At 58.6% G+C, this 18,468-nt stretch carries 19 protein-coding genes; 6 read left to right on the top strand and 13 right to left on the bottom strand.

Going from position 1 to position 18,468, the window contains the following annotated elements; translation table 11 throughout:
• Window positions 1-155: 155 nt before the first annotated feature.
• The 3 genes from AC6I8D_RS04125 to AC6I8D_RS04115 form a co-directional block, all read right to left on the bottom strand.
• Window positions 156-458 (bottom strand): PsiF family protein, encoded by a 303-nt coding sequence (locus AC6I8D_RS04125; protein ID WP_312056859.1) that lies wholly within the window; start codon window positions 456-458, stop codon window positions 156-158.
• Between the two features lie 114 nt (window positions 459-572).
• On the bottom strand, window positions 573-824 hold the full coding sequence (gene iraP, locus AC6I8D_RS04120; protein ID WP_312056860.1) for an anti-adapter protein IraP: 252 nt from the start codon (window positions 822-824) through the stop codon (window positions 573-575).
• Window positions 825-1,030: 206 nt separating this feature from the next.
• Window positions 1,031-1,174 (bottom strand): hypothetical protein, encoded by a 144-nt coding sequence (locus AC6I8D_RS04115; protein ID WP_497819680.1) that lies wholly within the window; start codon window positions 1,172-1,174, stop codon window positions 1,031-1,033.
• Between the two features lie 263 nt (window positions 1,175-1,437).
• On the opposite strand from AC6I8D_RS04115, the gene AC6I8D_RS04110 reads away from it, so the two are divergent.
• Window positions 1,438-4,569: a beta-galactosidase gene (locus tag AC6I8D_RS04110; RefSeq protein ID WP_497819679.1), complete on the top strand. Its 3,132-nt coding sequence runs from the start codon at window positions 1,438-1,440 to the stop codon at window positions 4,567-4,569.
• Here AC6I8D_RS04110 and AC6I8D_RS04105 read toward each other — a convergent pair.
• Window positions 4,451-5,725: a multidrug efflux MFS transporter gene (locus AC6I8D_RS04105; protein ID WP_312056866.1), complete on the bottom strand. Its 1,275-nt coding sequence runs from the start codon at window positions 5,723-5,725 to the stop codon at window positions 4,451-4,453. The two genes, AC6I8D_RS04110 and AC6I8D_RS04105, sit on opposite strands and share 119 nt — an antisense overlap.
• A gap of 422 nt (window positions 5,726-6,147) precedes the next feature.
• On the opposite strand from AC6I8D_RS04105, the gene AC6I8D_RS04100 reads away from it, so the two are divergent.
• A complete protein-coding gene (locus tag AC6I8D_RS04100) occupies window positions 6,148-6,399 on the top strand; it encodes a biofilm development regulator YmgB/AriR family protein (protein WP_031377837.1) in 252 nt (83 codons plus the stop codon).
• A 4-nt stretch (window positions 6,400-6,403) separates the two neighbouring features.
• Here AC6I8D_RS04100 and AC6I8D_RS04095 read toward each other — a convergent pair whose 3' ends face one another.
• The 3 genes from AC6I8D_RS04095 to AC6I8D_RS04085 form a co-directional block, all read right to left on the bottom strand.
• On the bottom strand, window positions 6,404-6,724 hold the full coding sequence (locus AC6I8D_RS04095; RefSeq protein ID WP_312758333.1) for a hypothetical protein: 321 nt from the start codon (window positions 6,722-6,724) through the stop codon (window positions 6,404-6,406).
• A 162-nt stretch (window positions 6,725-6,886) separates the two neighbouring features.
• Window positions 6,887-7,183 carry an I78 family peptidase inhibitor gene (locus AC6I8D_RS04090; protein ID WP_312758335.1) on the bottom strand — a complete coding sequence of 99 codons (297 nt, stop codon included), beginning with the start codon at window positions 7,181-7,183 and terminating at the stop codon, window positions 6,887-6,889.
• Window positions 7,184-7,461: 278 nt separating this feature from the next.
• Window positions 7,462-10,065, bottom strand: a complete 2,604-nt coding sequence (locus AC6I8D_RS04085; protein WP_312056872.1) for a bifunctional diguanylate cyclase/phosphodiesterase — start codon at window positions 10,063-10,065, stop codon at window positions 7,462-7,464.
• Between the two features lie 218 nt (window positions 10,066-10,283).
• Here AC6I8D_RS04085 and AC6I8D_RS04080 point away from each other — a divergent pair, with 218 nt between their 5' ends.
• From AC6I8D_RS04080 to AC6I8D_RS04070, 3 genes are all read left to right on the top strand, one after another.
• Complete coding sequence (locus AC6I8D_RS04080; RefSeq protein WP_312056874.1) at window positions 10,284-10,934, top strand: CPBP family intramembrane glutamic endopeptidase; 651 nt, start codon at window positions 10,284-10,286, stop codon at window positions 10,932-10,934.
• A gap of 173 nt (window positions 10,935-11,107) precedes the next feature.
• Entirely contained in the window at window positions 11,108-11,278 is a 171-nt protein-coding gene (locus AC6I8D_RS04075) for a hypothetical protein (RefSeq protein WP_089562355.1), read from the top strand.
• Between the two features lie 98 nt (window positions 11,279-11,376).
• The gene (locus AC6I8D_RS04070) at window positions 11,377-11,607 is read left to right on the top strand and encodes a hypothetical protein (protein ID WP_312056877.1); all 231 of its coding nucleotides are present in this window, start codon (window positions 11,377-11,379) and stop codon (window positions 11,605-11,607) included.
• A 194-nt stretch (window positions 11,608-11,801) separates the two neighbouring features.
• On the opposite strand, the gene yniD is transcribed toward AC6I8D_RS04070, so the two are convergent.
• The 6 genes from yniD to AC6I8D_RS04040 form a co-directional block, all read right to left on the bottom strand.
• Entirely contained in the window at window positions 11,802-11,909 is a 108-nt protein-coding gene (gene yniD / locus AC6I8D_RS04065) for a small membrane protein YniD (RefSeq protein ID WP_236566394.1), read from the bottom strand.
• A gap of 122 nt (window positions 11,910-12,031) precedes the next feature.
• Window positions 12,032-12,460, bottom strand: a complete 429-nt coding sequence (locus tag AC6I8D_RS04060; protein WP_031377843.1) for an OsmC family protein — start codon at window positions 12,458-12,460, stop codon at window positions 12,032-12,034.
• Between the two features lie 57 nt (window positions 12,461-12,517).
• On the bottom strand, window positions 12,518-13,705 hold the full coding sequence (gene lldD / locus AC6I8D_RS04055; RefSeq protein WP_046288496.1) for an FMN-dependent L-lactate dehydrogenase LldD: 1,188 nt from the start codon (window positions 13,703-13,705) through the stop codon (window positions 12,518-12,520).
• The gene (gene lldR / locus AC6I8D_RS04050) at window positions 13,705-14,478 is read right to left on the bottom strand and encodes a transcriptional regulator LldR (protein ID WP_312758340.1); all 774 of its coding nucleotides are present in this window, start codon (window positions 14,476-14,478) and stop codon (window positions 13,705-13,707) included. The genes lldD and lldR overlap by 1 nt, the downstream gene beginning before the upstream one ends.
• Window positions 14,475-16,130, bottom strand: a complete 1,656-nt coding sequence (gene lldP, locus AC6I8D_RS04045) for an L-lactate permease (protein WP_497820652.1) — start codon at window positions 16,128-16,130, stop codon at window positions 14,475-14,477. Before lldP ends, lldR begins: the two co-directional genes overlap by 4 nt.
• 217 nt (window positions 16,131-16,347) lie before the next feature.
• Complete coding sequence (locus AC6I8D_RS04040; RefSeq protein WP_497819678.1) at window positions 16,348-17,517, bottom strand: cyanate transporter; 1,170 nt, start codon at window positions 17,515-17,517, stop codon at window positions 16,348-16,350.
• Between the two features lie 87 nt (window positions 17,518-17,604).
• On the opposite strand from AC6I8D_RS04040, the gene AC6I8D_RS04035 reads away from it, so the two are divergent.
• Window positions 17,605-18,465 (top strand): LysR family transcriptional regulator, encoded by an 861-nt coding sequence (locus AC6I8D_RS04035; RefSeq protein ID WP_312056886.1) that lies wholly within the window; start codon window positions 17,605-17,607, stop codon window positions 18,463-18,465.
• The last annotated feature ends 3 nt before the right edge of the window (window positions 18,466-18,468 follow it).

Here is an 18,468-nt window from a genome sequence, read left to right as displayed (position 1 = left end):
GCTGCTGCACAAACCCCTACAAACAGTAAGTGTGGCAAAGGAATCGCACGGCTCATGTCGGAATGTTAACGAGGCGGTTATCGAACTGATTTATCAGGAAATTTAATCACCGAAGGCGGCAAGCAAAAGGCGGCCACCCGGGTGGCCGGCAGGCGTCAGCTTTTTTTCAGGCACTGACTCATAAAGGTCTTACGGGCATCGCCCGCAAGCTGTTTATTTCCGGCTTCGCTGTTGCAGGTTTTCATTTTCATCTGCTGAGGCGACATGCCCGACAGCTTGCTGTCTTTCTTCAGACAGTCACTCATAAAGCTTTTACGGGCATCGCCTTTGAGGTTTTGTGAGCTGGCATGCTGATTACACATCGACATCTTCTCCTGCTGCGGCGTTTTATCCGCCGCGCTGGCAACACCGCTGACCAGCAGGCCCGCCATCACCATCGCCGTTAAACCGATTTTCATCGCTTCTTCTCCATTGTGAGTTCGCCATTCTGATTCTGGCAGTGATTAAGCAAAGCGGGGGAATTTCAGGCGGAACTGCTGCCAGGATCGCAAATCAGGCCAGCGCACACGCAATCAGACGCGCGGGTGCCTGAGCAGCCTGTCAATGTGATTACGCAGCAGCACGGCGTTTTCATCACTGGCGTCGGCAGCATTGTCCATTGCCGTTTCAATGCTGGAGGTAATGGCCTGATGCTGCTGCGGATCCAGCTTGCGCACCAGCGCGGTGACCACGATTTCCAGCGCCTCAATCTGAGCGACCTGTTCTTTTGACGCCTCTTCTTTTTCAGCCAGTTTAACCAGTAGTTCAGCAATCAGGTTTTTCATGCTGCGATCTCAGCAGAGAAGAAAAGCAGAAATTAGCATTGGTGAAATAAAAAAAACAGAGGGTAATCCCTCTTTTGTCAGGCAGTTAACCTATGGCACGTGGCGTGCGCATTTCCCGTTGCGGGCTGTTGATGCAGGCGAAACGTTTTGCCAGCGAAATGTGCCGTCGCGTAACGTTTCGCCCGCCTGAAACTGCCCGTTATGGGTTAACGCGGATCGACAAAACCGCGGCCCGGTCCACCGCCGTGTCCACCCCAGCCACCCCCACCGCCGCCCGGAGGAGGGAAAATACATCCGCTCAGCGCGGTAACCAATGCCACAACGGCAGTCAGCTTAATCAGTCGTACCATATCTACCTCAGGATGAAGAAACCGGGCTGAGTGTAGGGAGACGCCAACAGGCCGACAAGTGAGAATCCTCCGTATCGGGCGGCTATTCATCTTTGCTGACCAGGCTTAACGCTTTACAGCCAGTACGACGTCACAATCTCAACATCTGCCGGCCTTTCGGGCGCAGGGCGATCGGCTTATTTTGTTCAAAACGTTAAGGCGGACGCTTTACAGTCTGAAGATTTTTGCGCATTGTGAGCGCATTACAATTTAAGGAACTCATCATGTCCCAGGCCGCTTTTAATGACATTCTTTCCCGACGTGACTGGGAAAATCCGGTGATCACCGCGCTGCACCGGCTGGATGCGCATCCGCCGTTCGCCAGCTGGCGCGACGAGACCGCCGCGCGCGACGATTGCCCCTCGCCCTCACTAAAAAGCCTCAACGGGCAGTGGAATTTTAGCTATTTCACCCAGCCTGAAGCGGTTCCGGCCAGCTGGCTGCTGTCGGATCTGCCAGATGCCGCCACTCTTCCGGTACCGGCCAACTGGCAGATGCACGGCTACGACGCGCCGGTCTATACCAACGTGCAATACCCGATTCCGGTCAATCCACCCTATGTTCCGCAGGAAAACCCGACCGGCTGTTACTCGCTCACATTCATTACCGACGCGCAGTGGCAGGCTAGCGGCCAGACTCGCATTATCTTCGATGGGGTCAACTCGGCCTTTCATCTTTGGTGTAACGGCCAGTGGGTCGGCTACTCGCAGGATAGCCGTCTGCCGGCCGAATTCGATTTAACCGCCTGCCTGCGGCCCGGCAATAACCGGCTGGCGGTAATGGTGCTGCGCTGGAGTGATGGCAGCTATCTGGAAGATCAGGATATGTGGCGGATGAGCGGCATCTTCCGCGATGTCACCCTGCTGCATAAACCGACGGTCCAGCTGGCCGACGTTCAGCTGGAAACCCGGCTCAGCCCGGAATTTTCCAGCGCTGAGCTGCGGGCAGAGGTGAAGATAGCCTGGCCCGCCGCTGCCTGCGCCGATGTTCAGCTGCGCCTGACGCTGTGGCAGGGAGAGCAGCAGATAGCGCAGTGCCTGCAGGCCCCCGGCAGCGAGATTATTGACGAGCGCGGCCACTATCCGGAACGCGCCCTGCTGCGTTTGCGGGTGGAACAGCCCCAATTGTGGAGCGCCGAAACGCCGCATCTGTATCGCGCCACGCTGGCGCTGCTGGATAAAAATCAGCAGGTCATCGAAGTGGAAGCCTATGACGTTGGCTTCCGTCAGGTCACGATTGATAATGGCCTGCTGTGCCTGAACGGCAAACCGCTGTTAATCCGCGGCACCAACCGTCATGAGCACCATCCTGAGCGCGGTCAGGTGATGGATGAGGAGACGATGCGTCGCGATATTACGCTGATGAAACAGCACAATTTCAACGCCGTGCGCTGCTCGCACTACCCGAATCATCCGTTGTGGTACCGGCTGTGCGATCGCTACGGTCTGTATGTGGTGGATGAAGCCAATATTGAAACCCACGGCATGCAGCCGATGAACCGGCTTTCAGACGATCCGCGCTGGTTTGCTGCTTACAGCGAACGCGTCACCCGCATGGTGCAGCGCGATCGTAACCACTGCAGCATCATCATCTGGTCGCTGGGCAACGAGTCGGGACACGGCAGCACCCATGACGCGCTCTATCGCTGGGTAAAAAGCGCCGATCCGAGCCGCCCGGTCCAGTATGAAGGCGGCGGTGCCGACACCGCGGCCACCGACATTATTTGTCCGATGTACGCCCGGGTCGATCAGGATCAACCCTTCCCCGCCGTGCCGAAATGGTCGCTGAAGCAGTGGATTAGCCTGCCGGGTGAAACCCGTCCGCTGATCCTGTGTGAATACGCGCATGCGATGGGCAACAGCTTTGGTGGTTTCGCTAAATACTGGCAGGCCTTTCGTCAGTTTCCCCGCTTACAGGGCGGCTTTGTCTGGGACTGGGTCGATCAAAGCCTGACCCGCTATGACCAGCAGGGCCAGCCGTGGCAGGCTTACGGCGGCGATTTTGGTGATAAGCCTAACGACCGCCAGTTCTGTATGAACGGACTGGTGTTTGCCGATCGCACTCCGCACCCGGCACTGTTTGAAGCGCAGCGCGCTCAGCAGTTTTATCAGTTCGGGGCCGATGCGGCCGATCCGTTCAGCGTGACCGTCAGCAGTGAATACCTGTTCCGGCACAGCGACAATGAAGTGCTGCGCTGGTGCATTGAGCAGGCAGGCGAGCGGGTGGCGGAAGGTGAAGTGCGGCTGGACCTGGCGGCGCAGGGACGGCAACGCATTACGCTGCCGTCGCCCGCCGGGTTGCAGGGAGAATGCTGGCTCAATCTGGCGGTCCATCAGATTGAAGCCACCGACTGGAGCCCCGCAGACTGGTGCGTCGCCTGGCATCAATGGCCGCTACCGTCGACGCTGGAGCTGCCATCACCGCCTGAAGTGGGTAATGCGCCGCGACTGCATGAGGAGGATGGCAACATTCACGTCACCCATCAGCAGCAGCGCTGGTGCTTTTCACGCCACAGCGGTGAACTGACGCAGTGGTACGTTAATCAGCAACCGTCGCTGCTGTCACCGCTGCGTGACTGCTTTATTCGGGCGCCGCTGGATAATGACATCGGCACCAGCGAAGCTGAGCGGGTCGATCCCAATGCCTGGGCAGAGCGCTGGAAAGCCGCCGGTTATGACCAGATGACCTGCAGCCTGGTGTCCATCGAAGCCAGCAGTCTGCCGCAGTCGGTGCAAATCGACACGCTGCACGGCTGGTACGCCAACGGCCAGCTGGCCTTTATCAGCCGCAAACGCTACCAGATTAGCGCCGGGGGCGAGATGCAGATCAGCCTGTCCGTTGAGCAGTCACGTGGCCTGCCGCCGCCCGCGCGTATCGGCCTGCGCTGTCAGCTGGTTACGATACCGCAGCATGTCAGCTGGCTCGGACTGGGCCCACATGAAAACTACCCCGATCGCCAACTGGCTGCCCGATTCTCACGCTGGCAACAGCCGTTGCAGCAGTTGACGACACCCTATGTTTTTCCGAGTGAAAACGGGTTGCGAGGCGGCACCCGCCAGCTCGACAGCGGCAGCTGGCAGGTCAGCGGAGATTTTGCCTTTTCGCTCAGCCGTTTCAGTCTGGAGCAGTTACGCGACACCTCACATCGCCATCTGTTGCAGCCCGAAGCGGGCTGCTGGCTGCATCTGGATCTGCATCATATGGGCGTGGGCGGCGATGATTCCTGGAGTCCGAGCGTCAGTCCTGAGTTTTTGCTGACTCAGCAGCGCTGGCAGGCGACGCTGACGATTTGCCAGCCGACGCCGGCAGAGACGTTTTCGGACGCCGATAAAAGCGCTTCAGAAACACCACGTTAATCAGCACCACCACGGCGGTGGCGAAGAAGACCCAGCGGAAGCCCGCCACCGCCGACACCGCTGCGCCGAGCAGCGGACCGGCGACATTGCCCAGATACATGAACGACTGGTTATAGCCAAAGATACGGCCGGTGATGTTGTCGCGTGAATGGCGCACCAGCAGCGTCTGCACCGCCGGCATCATAGCGCCATCGGCAAATCCCAGCAGGAAACGCAGCACTCCAAGCTGGGTTGCGCTGGTGACAAATGACATGGCGACAAACAGCAGCAGCGAGATCACCATAGTGGCCAGCAGAATTCGCTGGGTACCGATGCGATCGCCTAACCGCCCCAGCCGGGGCGCGGCGAGCAGGGCTGACACGCCCGGCAACGCCGCGATTACGCCGCTGAGAAAGGCGATATTCTCTGCGGTGGGTGCCAGTTCACGCACAAACAGCGTCAGGATCGGGTTCACCGATCCGTTGCACATCTGAATCACCATGGTGGTGAAAAACAGACAGATCATCAGCTTCGGGTTATCCAGCGAACGGAACACCTCGCGCCCGCTGAGCTTATCTTTTTTGCTGACCGGGATGTAACCGGTCTCTTTAATCAGGAACAGCGTGACCAGGAAGCTGACCATCAGCAGCACCGCGGTGACGATAAACACGGTGCGTAATCCGACCCAGTCCGCCAGCAGGCCGCCCAGCATCGGGCCGAGGATCACCCCGCCAATCTGACCGGTGGAGACGCAGCTCAGCGCCCAGCCGCTGCGTTCACGCGGCACCTGCGCCGCCACCAGCGCCATGGCATTGGGAATATAGCCGGAGGTCAGCCCCATCAGCGCACGCAGCAACAGCAGTTGCCACGCCTCGGTGACAAACGCCTGCAGCAGGATCACCACCCCCATGCCAAAGGCGGCACGCAGCAGCATCAGTTTGCGGCCTTTTCGATCCGCCAGGCTGCCCCACAGCGGCGCGACGGCCGCCGAAATGACAAAGGTGATGCTGAAGGTCAGCCCCGACCACAGGCTGAGCGACTCGCCGCCGCTGACGCCAAGCTGTTCCAGGTAGAGCGGCAGAAACGGAATGATCTGGCTGATCGCCAGGCCGGTGAAAAAGCAGCCAAACCAGACCGAAATCAGGTTAATTTTCCAGGGTTCAATTACGCGTGGCATCAGCAGAAGGTTTGCAGCAAAGGGAAGCTTAAGTTTACCGCGCGCCTGACTTTGCCAACTGACAAAACATGGCACAGACGGTAAAACGCTGTTTTCCGCTTTGATTCAGCATACTGCCTGGCACAAATTTTCCTTCTGCCAGGATTTACAGCAGCTTCCGGTGGCAAAACCGGCCTGTAGCGCATCGGGCAATAATCAGTATGAAAAAATATTTCAGCCTGTTACTGACAATTATCCCCCCCGGTTCTATGTTTAAAAAACCGCCAGTCTGGTGCGGTGCGTCGATCATTCTGACTGACGCAGTAGCCTCACAATGATGGTGCCCGCCGTCAGTAAGATCTGAGGTGACCTGATTCAATGGAGAGAAACCCAGCCCTTGTGCCACGGCGTAAGGGGCGTTGTTGTTTTAGCGGAGGTAGGGAATGAGAGTGCAACCTAACAGCGCCAGCCGAGCTATCACCGACTATTTCAATAGCCCGGACTGGCGGATACCGCCTGAGTCTGACCTGCTGGCGGTCATACTGCGTGAACTGATGGAGGCGGGACAGCCCGCCACCAATAAGACCATCGTCGCGCGGGTGATCGACAAACTCGAGGTCGAAGGCGATGAGACGCGGCTACAGAATTACCGCACCCTGCTGGCGCAGCTGATGGAAACGCGGCCGGAAGAGTAGTCGTTTATTTCACCCAACGCAGCCGATCGGCTTCACTGACGCTGGCGCGCCCGCTGCTGCGCTGGAACAGACAAAGCTCCCGCCCACGCTTATTCCGCAGCTGTGGCTGCGGATAGCGGCCTTCCAGCAGCAGTACGCTGTATCCCACGCTATCGTCATAATCGATAATTTCGCCGAGGACTCTGGCCTTGCTCAGCGTGCTGGCGTTGATACAGGCCTGCGTCATCACCTGATGACTCTGCTGCCAGGCAGTGTCGGTTGAGGCGTAAGCCAGTGACGAACCGAGGAGTAACACGGGCAGGAACGCCCCGATGATCCGCTGCATTTTTGCTCCTTTATCGCACCGACGGCGATAAAAAAATTCCCGCCGGAGCGGGAATAAACAAGACGAGCATTGTCTATGGAGAGTGACGAGGAAGTCTCTTAAACGCCTCTCTATCTTCGCCTGCCGTTATGACAAGGCTATGACAAAACGCCCGATTCAGGCTTAACCGCAATAAACCTGGCTGATATTGCCGCTCTTATCGGCCAGGAAGTTCAGCCGGCTGAGGTTGAAATCCATGGTGACGGCAGAATTATACGGGATAGCCCGCACCTTCTGGTCAAAATGCTGCCCCTGCAGTGAGGTTAACGGTTTTCCGACATAATGCTGATACTGCGAGGCACCGCAGCGGTCCGCTTCCGGATCCTGCGGCGCGCTGGTGGTGTCGGGTTTGCTGGCAGATTGACAGGCCGCTAATGTAAACAAACCCACTACCAGCAGCGCTTTTCCATAATGTTTCACGTGTGATCTCCTGTTGGACGTGTAAAACCCTGCCCCAAGAGTAGCAAAGCGCGCCCGCTGAGCTGAACCCTAAAAAAGTAAAGTTATCCCCGCTGACGCCTCTTTCGCCAGGCTATCAGCGTTAATTTTTAAGATTAATCGCACTAACTGTGCAAAAAGACGGCAGTCAGCGGCTAAAATACTTAAGAATATTCTGAGGTCCAGAGAGGTGAAATCATGGAACTTATCATTTTTATCGTCTGTGCCATGCTGATGACCGCCGTGGCCGTTAAAGTCCGCTAAGTCTGCTCTGGCGGGCTTTGCGTGGTTCTTTCCAGAAGCGTGCTGAATGCGGCCAGCGGCATCGGTCGACCGAGGAAGTAGCCTTGCCCCTCTTCGCACGACAGCAGCTTAAGCTGATTCAGTTGCGCTTCTGTCTCAATTCCTTCTGCGGTAATGGTTAACGCAAAGGCGCGCGCCAGCGCAATAATCCCTGCCACCACCGACTGCGCCTGTTGCGACTCCGGAAAATCTTTCATCCATGAACGATCGATCTTCAGACCGTTGAACGGGAAGGTTTTCAGGTAACCCAGCGCAGCATAGCCAGTGCCAAAATCGTCAACCGTCAGCCGCACGCCCAGCGAACGCAAGCCCTGCATCACTTCCAGCGCGTGCTGGGGATGTTCAAAGGTGACATTTTCGGTAATTTCCAGCTCCAGCCGCGTCGCGGGCAGACCGGTTAGCGCCAGCGTATTCGCCACCCGCTGAACCAGGTCGCTGGTACGAAACTCCATCGGGGAAATATTGACCGACACGTAGCGATCGCCTCCCCACCCCAGCGCATCTTCACAGGCGCGCATCAGGACCCAGTCGCTGATGGTGGCTATCAGCCCACTCTCTTCCGCCAGTGGAATAAAACGATCCGGCGTGATCCATTGATCGGGCGCGATCTGCCAGCGGATCAACGCTTCTGCGCCGGCCAGCTGTCCGCTCAGCAGCTGATAGCGCGGCTGATAGTGCAGCCGGAATTCGTTGTTCTTTAGCGCTTTCTCAATACGCTGTGCCATGTCGCGCTTACTGTTGCGCTGGCTGGCCATCTCGTTGGCGTACCAGACCCACTGATTGCGTCCGGCTTCGCGCGCCTCATTCAGCGCAATGTCGGCCATCCGCAGCAGCGCTTCCGGGTGACTGGCATCCTGCGGGGCACAGGCGATGCCGAGGCTGGCGGTGAGGTAGTGAACATGCTGGCCGGTGGTGATCGGCTGCTGAACGTCGTGTACCAGCTGGGCGCAGCGTTCATCAACCTTGTCACGACTGCCTTCACGCAGCACCAGCACAAACTCATCGCCGCCCAGCCGCGCCGCCAGCTCATGCGGCCCGATACAACTTTTCAGGCGCTGGGCCATCTGATTCAGCACGCCATCGCCCGCCGCATGGCCCCAGGTTTCGTTGATTGGCCGGAATTGATCGAGATCGAGGCTGATAATCATCAGCGGACTGGTTTCGTCGGCCAGTTCAAGATGGTGCGTCAGGAACTCCTGCAGCTGCACGCGGTTGGGCAAGCCGGTTAATACATCATGACGCGACAGGAACTGAATACGCGCTTCGGCCTCCATGCCCTGGGTAATGTCTGACACCGTACCGCGAAAACCGATGCAGCGCCGATCGTGCCAGACGGTTTTCGCCACCAGCTGACCAATTCGCCGCTCACCGTGCGCCGACATAAACTGGCAGCGCAGCGGCATCGGTTGCGGCTCCTGCTCCTGGCGCAGTAGCCAGGTGACCAGCGAATGGCTGGGGTGGGTCAGTAAGTGATCGATATGACGTCCCAGCCAGTGCGAGATTTCATGGCCGGTTACGGTGTGGAAACGCGCCGACAGGTAGATCAGGCGGCCCTGTTCATCGGTCTCCCAGATCCAGTCCGATGCGGCTTCAGCCAGATCGCGGAAGCGGGCCTCGCTGTTTGCCAGTTCCTGCTGACTGATGGCCAGCATAGCAAAGCGTCGATCGGAGAGTATGGCGTTGTACAGCGCGTGTCGGCTGACGCGACGGGTAATCATTCCGATAATAATCGCCATCATCACCAGCAGCGGCAGCAGGAACCATATCAGCCCCATGCCCGGCATTTTCGGCGTCCAGCGCAGCACCATCGGCGGGCTGCCTGCAATCGGCTGCAGCATCCTCGGTTCGCGTTCAGCATCCATCGCGCTGCTGGCCAGCCGCGGTCCGCGCACGTCCAGCGCCGCACCCAGTTCGTTCAGCTTGGCGGGGGTAAACAGATTCACGAACACCATGACCGACGGCGGTCCCGATTTCAGCGGCAGCGCAACGACTTTACCGCGGCTGATCGGCGCGGCGACCACGATGGCTGCCTGGCGGTTAATGATGGCATTACGCACCAGAGCAGCGTTATTGAGCTGACGTGCCGCCGCAATCATCGCGCGGCTCTGACTGCCGAGCCAGGCCTCCAGCGGCGTATCAGAGAGCTGGCCATTAATCACGGCGTAGCGGGTGCGTCCGTCACCGTCGACCACGAACACGCCCTCGTAGTGATACTCCTCATACAGGCCCGGTCCAAAGTTCTCTTCGTCGTAGGCCCAGACGGTATTCACCGTCAGGTGCAGATTACGCCAGGCTTCGCTCCAGAACGCATAGTCGCGGATATCAGTGATCATCGCGTCCTGACGACTTTTCCACGCCTGCTGCATCAGCAACTGGTCGCGCGCCATCGACGCGCTATTCTGCCGCTGGGCGATGGTCAGCACCATCAGCATCGACAGTATCAGCACACCGAACAGCAGCAGCGAAAGCGTGCGCAGGCTGCGCCGCGTAAAGCGGACAGTGCGATCTTCCGATGCGTGCGCAAAGGAGGGTGACGGCGGTGCCGGAGGGTCAAAAGTCATTAAAAGTACTCACTACACGACATAAAGTCCGTTGGGGATATCAGGCCCGCCCGGTGAAGCGCCGAGCTGACACGATTTGTTTCCTCAGTTATCGGCCCATGCCGTCGGGTGTTTAGTCTGCGATTAAAATTTAGCGCTTAAATATTGTGTCATTGGCTGACTCGACAGCGATCAGGCGCATTGCTACTATGCGCTAACCTTCGCTGGCTGGGTCGCCTATGAATACCAATTCCGACAGAGTGACACTGACGCTGTTCTACGTCGGCAGCTTTGTGGTCTATTACCTTGTCACCATGCTGATCACGCTGTTCCCTAATTACGGCGTGCTGCGTAATGACGGTCTGCTGGTGCCGGTGCTCTGTTTGTTTGAATTTGCGGTGATCTATCCGCTCTACCGCTTTTACTGTCAGCGCCGCACCGATTTGCCGCTGGGTGAACTGCGTGCGCTGCAGACGCTGCTGTTTACCGGCGCGCTGTTTGTGCTGATGGCGGCACAGATGCAGTTTATGCAGCCGGAAGGCTGGCTGGTGATGCAGGCGCAGCAGGGACGTAACTCGTTGCTGATTCTGCTGCTGACGGCGGTGCTGCTGGCCCCGGTATTTGAAGAGGTGCTGTTTCGCGGTTTTCTGTTGCAGGCTTTCCTGCTGTGGGCACCCCGCAGTCGCTTCGCCTGTATGTTGCTCACCTCGCTGCTGTTCGCGGTGATGCATACCCAATACGTTCACTGGCAGACGATTATCGCACTGACGCTGTTTTCGCTGCTGCTGTGCTACGCGCGCTTACGCAGTAATAGCCTGGCGCTGCCGATTTTCCTCCACACCCTCAACAACCTGATCGCCCTGCTGCCTGCCTGGTATTTCGCGGGCTGAGGGTGCCCGGTTCTTTCGCCTGCCGTCCTGTATCGCTGTCAGCCTTCCGGCCTGCGGCTGGCTATAGCTCGGGCGGGTAATGCTGCCCCCGACGCGTTTGACTATACTGGATCAAAAAAAGGGATAAAAAGCACCACAGTCCGGACCACCAGACCGTGCAAAGGAGTCGATCTATGTTAATTGGATTTGTGTTATTAGTGAGTGCGTGCGGCTACGATGCCTGTGAGGCTTTGCCGGTTTCGGAGCACATCTTTCCGACCAAAAGCGCCTGTGAAACCATGGCGAACCGTATTCATAAAGTCAGGCCCAACGTGGTCCTGCTGTGCGGTGAAGTGCATCGTTAAAACAGGACCAACTGCAATAAACCGGCCTGTAACGTTGCAAGCTGACGCTTTAGCGTACAAAATATGAGCTGTTGTTGACTATTACCGTAGTGAATCCCATGAAAACATCACGTCCCCGTCGTCCAAACGGACGCTGGGTTTATTACATTTTGTATGATGGCATTCTGTGGCCCTGCCCGGTTCGCTGGGAATGGGAGAGCGGCTTCGGCGGCTGGTTGCCGTTTTACTATACGCCAACCTTTGAGTTTGTGGTCGGCGACCCACGCAAGGCGTATCGCATTGCGCGCAGCGACGTGCGTGCCCGGCGGCGGGAAGACGCCTGCGTTTAATCGGAATAGTTAACGGTGTGGAAAAGCCTATCTTCAGGCGACGACATTGCCACCGCAGCGTGAAAAGGCTTACGCTCCTGCCAGGCTATTGCCACGGCAGCCAGGAGGCGGTCAGCAGGAAGTGAATCGCTTCAAGTACCAGTATTACCATCAATAATATGCCCAGCTTATGGCGGCAGATCCTGTTCATCCGGTCAGGCCCAAATCATCGCAGCCCAGCGTATCAGCAATAGCGCGCCACAGATGCAAAACAGAACCAGCACCATTTTCCAGTGCTTTTTTGCCGCCCGATACTTCGTCACATCGGTTTCCTCCCTGTCAGAAAGCGAAGATGCGCCACAAGGCGCATCTGATTCGGTCAGCTGCAGGACCGGTACTGCGTAGCATAACGCCCCGGCCGCAAAAAGGCGACCGGTGGACAGCATCAGTTATTCAGGGTGTAATCCAGCGTGATTTCCGCATTCAGCACCTGAGAAACCGGGCAACCCGCTTTGGCTTTATTGATGATCTCATCGAAAGTCGATTCATCAATGCCTGGCAGCGAAATAGTGCTGGTCAGCGCTATTTTGGTAATGGCGAAGCCGTCACCTTTCTTATCCAGCGAGACGTCCGCAGTGGTGTCGATACTTTCTGGCGGATGACCCGCCTGGCCCAGCATCAGCGATAACGCCATGGAGAAACAGGCCGCATGCGCCGCACCAATCAGCTCTTCCGGGTTGGTGCCCTTCTCGCCTTCAAAGCGGGTGTTGAAACCATAAGGTTGCTGGCTCAGCACGCCACTTTCGGTGCTGACGGTGCCTTTGCCCTTGATATCGCCTTCCCAGTGCGCCGAACCTTTCTTATGAATGGTCATGTTATTCCTCCTGTTGGTAAAGAAGCTAAGTATAGACAACGCCTGCGTTTTCGCCGGTTAACTTACTGCGCGCGGCCGTGGCGGGGTGCTCTGCGGGTTCAGCACCGCCTCGGCCTGCACCAGCGACTCACGGGTGATCTCGCTGATTGACTTCGCCCCGGTCAGGGTCATCGCAACCCGCATCTCTTTCTCAATCAGATTGAGCAGGTTTTCCACGCCACGCTGGCCGTGGGTCGCCAGCGCATAGATAAAGGCCCGTCCCAGCAGGACGCTGTCTGCACCGAGCGCAATCATCCGCACCACATCCAGACCGTTGCGGATACCGCTGTCGGCCAGAATGGTGATATCGCCTTTCACCGCATCAGCAATGGCCGGCAGCGCACGTGCGGACGACAGCACGCCATCCAGCTGGCGTCCGCCATGATTGGAGACCACGATACCGTCAGCGCCAAAACGCACCGCATCACGCGCATCCTCCGGATCGAGGATCCCTTTGATCACCATCGGGCCATCCCAGAATTCACGGATCCACTCCAGGTCTTTCCAGCTGATCGAAGGATCGAAGTTGTTCGCCAGCCAGCCGATGTAATCTTCCAGCCCGGTCGGTTTACCCAGATAGGTTGAAATATTGCCCAGATCGTGTGGCCGTCCCTGCAATCCGACATCCAGCGCCCACTGCGGATGGGTGACCGCCTGCCAGTAGCGGCGCAGCGCCGCATGGTTACCGCTCATACCGGAGTGCGCGTCACGGTAACGCGCCCCTGGCGTCGGCATATCAACGGTAAACACCAGCGTCGAGCAGCCGGCGGCTTTGGCGCGCTCCAGCGCATTACGCATAAACCCGCGGTCGCGCAGCACGTAGAGCTGGAACCACATCGGCCGGTTAATCTGCGGTGCGACCTCTTCTATCGGGCAGACGGATACCGTCGACAGAGTAAACGGAATCCCTTTCAGCGCCGCCGCTCGCGCCGCCTGCACTTCACCCCGACGGGCATACATACCGCACAGGCCGACCGGTGCCAACGCCACCGGCATTGACAGCGTCTCATTGAATAATTTCGTTTCCAGGCTCAGCTCTGACATGTTCTTCAGAATGCGCTGGCGCAGCGCCACGTCAGAGAGATCCTCGACATTCCGGCGCAGGGTGTGCTCGGCATATGCGCCGCCATCAAGATAGTGGAACAGGAAAGGCGGCAGGATGCGTTGCGCGGCGGCGCGATAGTCACTGGCAGCAGAGATAATCATCAATCAGATTCCTTACGGTTACGTAATTCAGTGTCCGGTAAGCGGGTGATGCGCGCCTGGCGCGCCTCATCCTCATGCAGATTTTTCATCGTGGTGTGTACAAACCCGAGGTGCTGCATCGCCGCCTGGCGTGCGCCCTCGGCATCCCCGGTGAGAATGGCGTCGAGCAGCGCCTGATGTTGCTCCGTCAGCCGGGCGAATATCGCCGGCTGGGTGTACATCCGCTGGCGGCTTTGCATCACCGAGGATTGCAGCAGTTCGAAGAAACCGCGCATGGTTTGCAGCAGCACCAGATTATGAGAGGCCTCGGCAATCGCCAGGTGAAAGCGCACGTCAGCCTGAGCGGCAAGGTCAGGATCGTCACTCTCTTTCAGCTTCAGCGTAGCGTCGAAGGCGTACTGCAACCGCTCGCGATCCGCTTCGGTGGCGCGCAGCGCTGCGTGCCAGGCGGTGCTGGCTTCAATCGCATGTCGTGCCTCGAGAATGTCGTAGCGATAGTCAGGATCGTCGCGTAACAACTGGCGAATCGGTTCAACGATGCGCTGTTCCGACCAGGGTTCCAGCTGTTGCCGCACCCAGGTGCCGCCGCCGCGCCGGCTGATCAGCATCCCGCTGCTGATCAGCTGCTGTAACGCTTCACGCAGCGATGAGCGCGACACCCCGAGTTCGGCCGAGAGTTGTCGCTCAGCAGGCAGACGCATGCCTGGTGTCAGTTGATGTTCAGTGATGTACGCCCGGAGGCGCGTCACCAGCGGATCGGAAACATTATTCATGGAATCATCCACGGGAAGACGTAGGCCTGCAGCGTGGTAATCACGCCGACCATGCAGGTAAAAATCAGGCTGTGTTTAACAGTAAAGCGGAACAGGTCAGACTCTTTGCCAACCAGTCCGACCGCCGCACAGGCGATGGCGATCGACTGCGGCGAGATCATCTTGCCGGTGACGCCGCCGGTGGTGTTGGCCGCCACCAGCAGCACGTCCGACACGCCAATCTGCTGCGCGGTGGTGGCCTGCAGCGCGGCGAACAGCGCATTTGACGAGGTATCTGAGCCGGTCAGAAACACCCCGAGCCAGCCGAGGAACGGCGAGAAAAAGGTAAAAGCGTGACCGGTATGCGCCAGCGCTAACGCCAGCGTGGCTGACAGGCCGGAGTAGTTAGAGATAAAAGCAAAGGCCAGCACCATGCCAATCGAGTAGATCGGCAGCGCCAGCTCTTTCAGGGTTTCACCAAAGGTCTGCAGCGCAGCCCTGGGCTTCATCTTCAGGTAGAACACCGCGACGACCGCCGCAATTAAAATCGCGGTGCCGGTGGCGGAAAAGAGATCGAACTTAAAGATGGCCGGATAAGGGGTGGCGCTGCTTACCACCGGCGGCATGCGCGCGACGCCCTGGTGCAGCAACGGCACCGGCAGGTTCAGCACCCAGTCAGCCATCGCGCCGCCTTTGGCGAACAGCGCTTTAAACGGTGGAATGCTCCACAGCGTGACGGTGGCGGTCAGAAACAGGAACGGCATCCAGGCGCGCACCACCTGCCCGAGCCGGTATTTTTGCTGCAGAACGGATGAGTCAACCGGTGATGCATCGCCATTCTCAAAGCGGAAAATACGCACCGGCTTCCAGACGCGCAGAAACAGCGTCAGCGAAATCAGCGAGGCCAGAGACGAGATGATATCCGGCAGTTCCGGCCCGAGGAAGTTGGAGCTGAGGAACTGGGCGATAGCAAACGAGCCACCAGCCACCAGCACCGCCGGCCAGGTCTCTTTAACGCCGCGCCAGCCATCCATGATCGCCATTATCCAGAACAGCACGATCAGCGTCAGCAGCGGCAACTGCCGCCCGGCCATCTGCCCGATGGCGAAGCTGTCGAGTCCGGTCACCTGCCCGGCCACAATAATCGGAATGCCCATCGCGCCAAAGGCGACCGGCGCGGTATTCACAATCAGGCACAGCCCGGCAGCGTACAGCGGATTAAAACCCAGCCCGACCAGCAGCGCGGCGGTGATCGCCACCGGCGCACCAAAGCCGGCGGCTCCTTCAAGGAATGCGCCAAACGAGAAACCAACGATCAGCATCTGCAGACGTTGGTCAGGGGTAATCGACAGGATTGAGGCGCGGATAATATCGAACTGGCCGGTTTTGACCGAAATTTTGTAGACGAACACCGCCGCCACAATGATCCAGGCGATTGGCCACAGGCCATAGAGAAAGCCGTAAACCACCGACGCCAGCGCCTGCGCCACCGGCATCTGATAGAGAAATAGCGCCACCAGCAGCGCCAGCCCCACGGTGATGCTGGCGGCGAGGTAGCCTTTCAGCCTGAGTTTGATCAGCGCGAAGAAGAAAAACAGAATCGGAATCAGAGCCACCAGGCTTGAAAGCCAGATATTGCCCAACGGATCGTAGTTTTGTTGCCACAGCTGCATGCCGCTATCTCCAGAGGAAGAGGAAACGTGGTACGCGTACAGCAGCCTGCCGCGCACCATCAGCCCGATGCGATATTTGGTCTGACCAAAAATCACATCCTCAGGCCTTATGGCAACAGATAGTTAATGCATTGTTAATTCAAGGCAACAAAAGCGGCGTAAATTTTCCCGTTGTGTGAAGCACAGAAAAATTTTGCCGCAATTGGTAGGACCAAAATCAGTGATGCTGCTCGGGAAAGGCCTGCGGATAGCTACGTGGATGAAACCGCAGGTTAAGCACGATCAGCACCAGCGTCACCGTCGCCTGTAACAGCCAGACGCTGCTGAAATCATCGGACAGCGTCCGCAGCTGGCCAGCGATGAACGGCATGCTGCCAGCGATCATAAAACCGATGCCCTGCATAAACGCCACCAGACGCGCACCCGCCTGTGGCTGTGCCAGATGATCCAGCGCCAGTACCAGCGCCAGCGGGAACGCGCCGCCGAGCCCGACCCCCGCGATCCCGGCCCACAGCCACGGTGCCGCCTGCGGTGCCAGCAGGAAACCGAGCATGCCGCAAAGCTGCAGCGTCAGGGTCAGCAGCAGCAGCGGCCGGCGATCGTTACCGCGTGCCAGCAGCGGCAGCAGCAGTGCGCCTGTTACCTGACAACCAATCATCATGCCCAGCAGCGAGCCACCGGCCTGTGCGCTCCAGCCCAGCTGATGATAGAAGTCCGGCAGCCAGGCGACGCAGATAGCATAACCGCCGTTTACCAGCCCGAAGCTCAACGCCAGCGTCCAGGCACGGGTTTTTCGCCACAGTGCGGGCAGCGCGACCGTCGCCGCTTTTGCTGGCGCTGCGGTCGGAATAGACAGCCACAGCAGTAGCGCCAGCACCACCGGCAGCGTCCAGCTGCTCAGCGCGCCCGGCCAGCCGAAATGCGCATTCAGCCACGGTGTTAGCGCCGCGCCTATTCCGCCGCCCCCCATCAGCGCGCCTGCCCACAGGCCGGTCACCGGCGCGCTGCGACGGCTAAAGCGCTGACGAATCAGCCCAGGCATCGCCATCTGCACCACACCAATTCCCGCGCCGCCCGGTATCGTGCTCAGCACCAGCCAGCGTCCGTCGCTGATAAACAGCCGGCTCACCAGCGCCAGTAGTAACAGAAACAAGCCGCCCAGCAGCAGCTTACGTACTGAAAAGCGCTGCATCAGTCGGGCGCTGGTCAGGGCGATCGCTCCCATCATCATCATCGGCACGGCGGGCAGCAGCGACGCCGCCAGTGGCGTCAGGCCAATACTCTGTCGCAACTGTTCCAGCAGCGGACTGACCGAAGTCATCAGGGGGCGCATATTCAGCCCGGCCAGCACCAGTGCCGCCAGCAGCAGCTTATTTTCTCTGTTCATCGTAGGTCCGCAGATTTAAAAGTTGTCAGCCTGACAGCAGCCGGTACTATTTGGAAATAAAATATTACTCTGCCAGGTAGTGGAAAAATGAATCGTCAGCCGATGTTTACGCCACAGCAACTACTTAGCTTTGTGGCGGTGTGTGAAACGGCCAGCTTTACCCGCGCCGCTGACCGGGTGCACCTGTCGCAGTCAACCGTCAGTCAGCAGGTACGGCGGCTGGAGGAGATGGTGGGTAAAGATCTGCTGGTGCGCTCGTCGCATCAGGTTCAGATCACCGAAGAGGGCGAAAAATTGCTGGGCTACGCACGCCGGATTATCGCCCTCAACGGCGAAGCGCACGACGTGCTGAGCGATCAATGGCGCGATGGCGTGCTGCGTCTCGGCGTACCGGAAGATTTCGCCGCACCCACAGCGGGCCTGCTGGCCGATTTTAGTCGCGATCATCCACAGCTGCGACTGGATGTGATGAGCGGTATGCAGGTCGAGCTACGCCGGGCATGGCAGCGTGAAGAACTCGATATCATGCTGATCAAGCAGACCTATGGCGAGCGTCCGCTGGCGTCGCGGCCGGAACCGCTGCTGTGGCTCGACAGCGCGGCGTCGCCCTGTTTTGAACAGACGCCGGTGCCGCTGGTGCTGTTTCCGCAGCTGGGATTGTATCGTGATGAGGTCTGCCAGACGCTTGATACGCTGGGCCGCAGCTGGCGTATCAGCTACAGCAGCGCCAGTCTGGTGGCGCTTGCTGCCGCCAGTGCCGAGGGGCTGGGTTTGACCTTGCTGCCCGCCAGTTGCCGACTGCCGCAGCATCGGGTACTCGGCCGCGAACAGGGACTGCCGGTAATTGATAGCTTCGAGCTGGCGCTGTTCTGCCGTCAGCCACAGGAGCCGTTGCAGCGTGAGCTGGCTGAGGCGCTGGTGGCATTTGGTCAGTTACGCTGGCAGTGAAAT

The sequence above is a fragment of the Pantoea sp. X-Soil-MYKO-1785 genome (genome assembly GCF_059730675.1).
The sequence above is the reverse complement of the archived record's forward strand: the minus strand, read 5'-3'. Positions and strand labels throughout refer to the sequence as shown.

What these genes read in the sequence shown, in the direction of transcription:
- AC6I8D_RS04040 (WP_497819678.1), bottom strand. Translation starts at nt 17,517, where the DNA reads ATGAACAGAGAAAATAAGCTGCTGCTGGCGGCACTGGTGCTGGCCGGG.
- AC6I8D_RS04085 (WP_312056872.1), bottom strand. Translation starts at nt 10,065, where the DNA reads ATGACTTTTGACCCTCCGGCACCGCCGTCACCCTCCTTTGCGCACGCA.
- AC6I8D_RS04060 (WP_031377843.1), bottom strand. Translation starts at nt 12,460, where the DNA reads ATGACCATTCATAAGAAAGGTTCGGCGCACTGGGAAGGCGATATCAAG.
- AC6I8D_RS04115 (WP_497819680.1), bottom strand. Translation starts at nt 1,174, where the DNA reads ATGGTACGACTGATTAAGCTGACTGCCGTTGTGGCATTGGTTACCGCG.
- AC6I8D_RS04095 (WP_312758333.1), bottom strand. Translation starts at nt 6,724, where the DNA reads ATGCAGCGGATCATCGGGGCGTTCCTGCCCGTGTTACTCCTCGGTTCG.
- AC6I8D_RS04110 (WP_497819679.1), top strand. Translation starts at nt 1,438, where the DNA reads ATGTCCCAGGCCGCTTTTAATGACATTCTTTCCCGACGTGACTGGGAA.
- AC6I8D_RS04080 (WP_312056874.1), top strand. Translation starts at nt 10,284, where the DNA reads ATGAATACCAATTCCGACAGAGTGACACTGACGCTGTTCTACGTCGGC.
- AC6I8D_RS04100 (WP_031377837.1), top strand. Translation starts at nt 6,148, where the DNA reads ATGAGAGTGCAACCTAACAGCGCCAGCCGAGCTATCACCGACTATTTC.
- AC6I8D_RS04035 (WP_312056886.1), top strand. Translation starts at nt 17,605, where the DNA reads ATGAATCGTCAGCCGATGTTTACGCCACAGCAACTACTTAGCTTTGTG.
- lldR (WP_312758340.1), bottom strand. Translation starts at nt 14,478, where the DNA reads ATGAATAATGTTTCCGATCCGCTGGTGACGCGCCTCCGGGCGTACATC.
- AC6I8D_RS04105 (WP_312056866.1), bottom strand. Translation starts at nt 5,725, where the DNA reads ATGCCACGCGTAATTGAACCCTGGAAAATTAACCTGATTTCGGTCTGG.
- AC6I8D_RS04070 (WP_312056877.1), top strand. Translation starts at nt 11,377, where the DNA reads ATGAAAACATCACGTCCCCGTCGTCCAAACGGACGCTGGGTTTATTAC.
- lldD (WP_046288496.1), bottom strand. Translation starts at nt 13,705, where the DNA reads ATGATTATCTCTGCTGCCAGTGACTATCGCGCCGCCGCGCAACGCATC.
- iraP (WP_312056860.1), bottom strand. Translation starts at nt 824, where the DNA reads ATGAAAAACCTGATTGCTGAACTACTGGTTAAACTGGCTGAAAAAGAA.
- AC6I8D_RS04125 (WP_312056859.1), bottom strand. Translation starts at nt 458, where the DNA reads ATGAAAATCGGTTTAACGGCGATGGTGATGGCGGGCCTGCTGGTCAGC.
- lldP (WP_497820652.1), bottom strand. Translation starts at nt 16,130, where the DNA reads ATGCAGCTGTGGCAACAAAACTACGATCCGTTGGGCAATATCTGGCTT.
- AC6I8D_RS04075 (WP_089562355.1), top strand. Translation starts at nt 11,108, where the DNA reads ATGTTAATTGGATTTGTGTTATTAGTGAGTGCGTGCGGCTACGATGCC.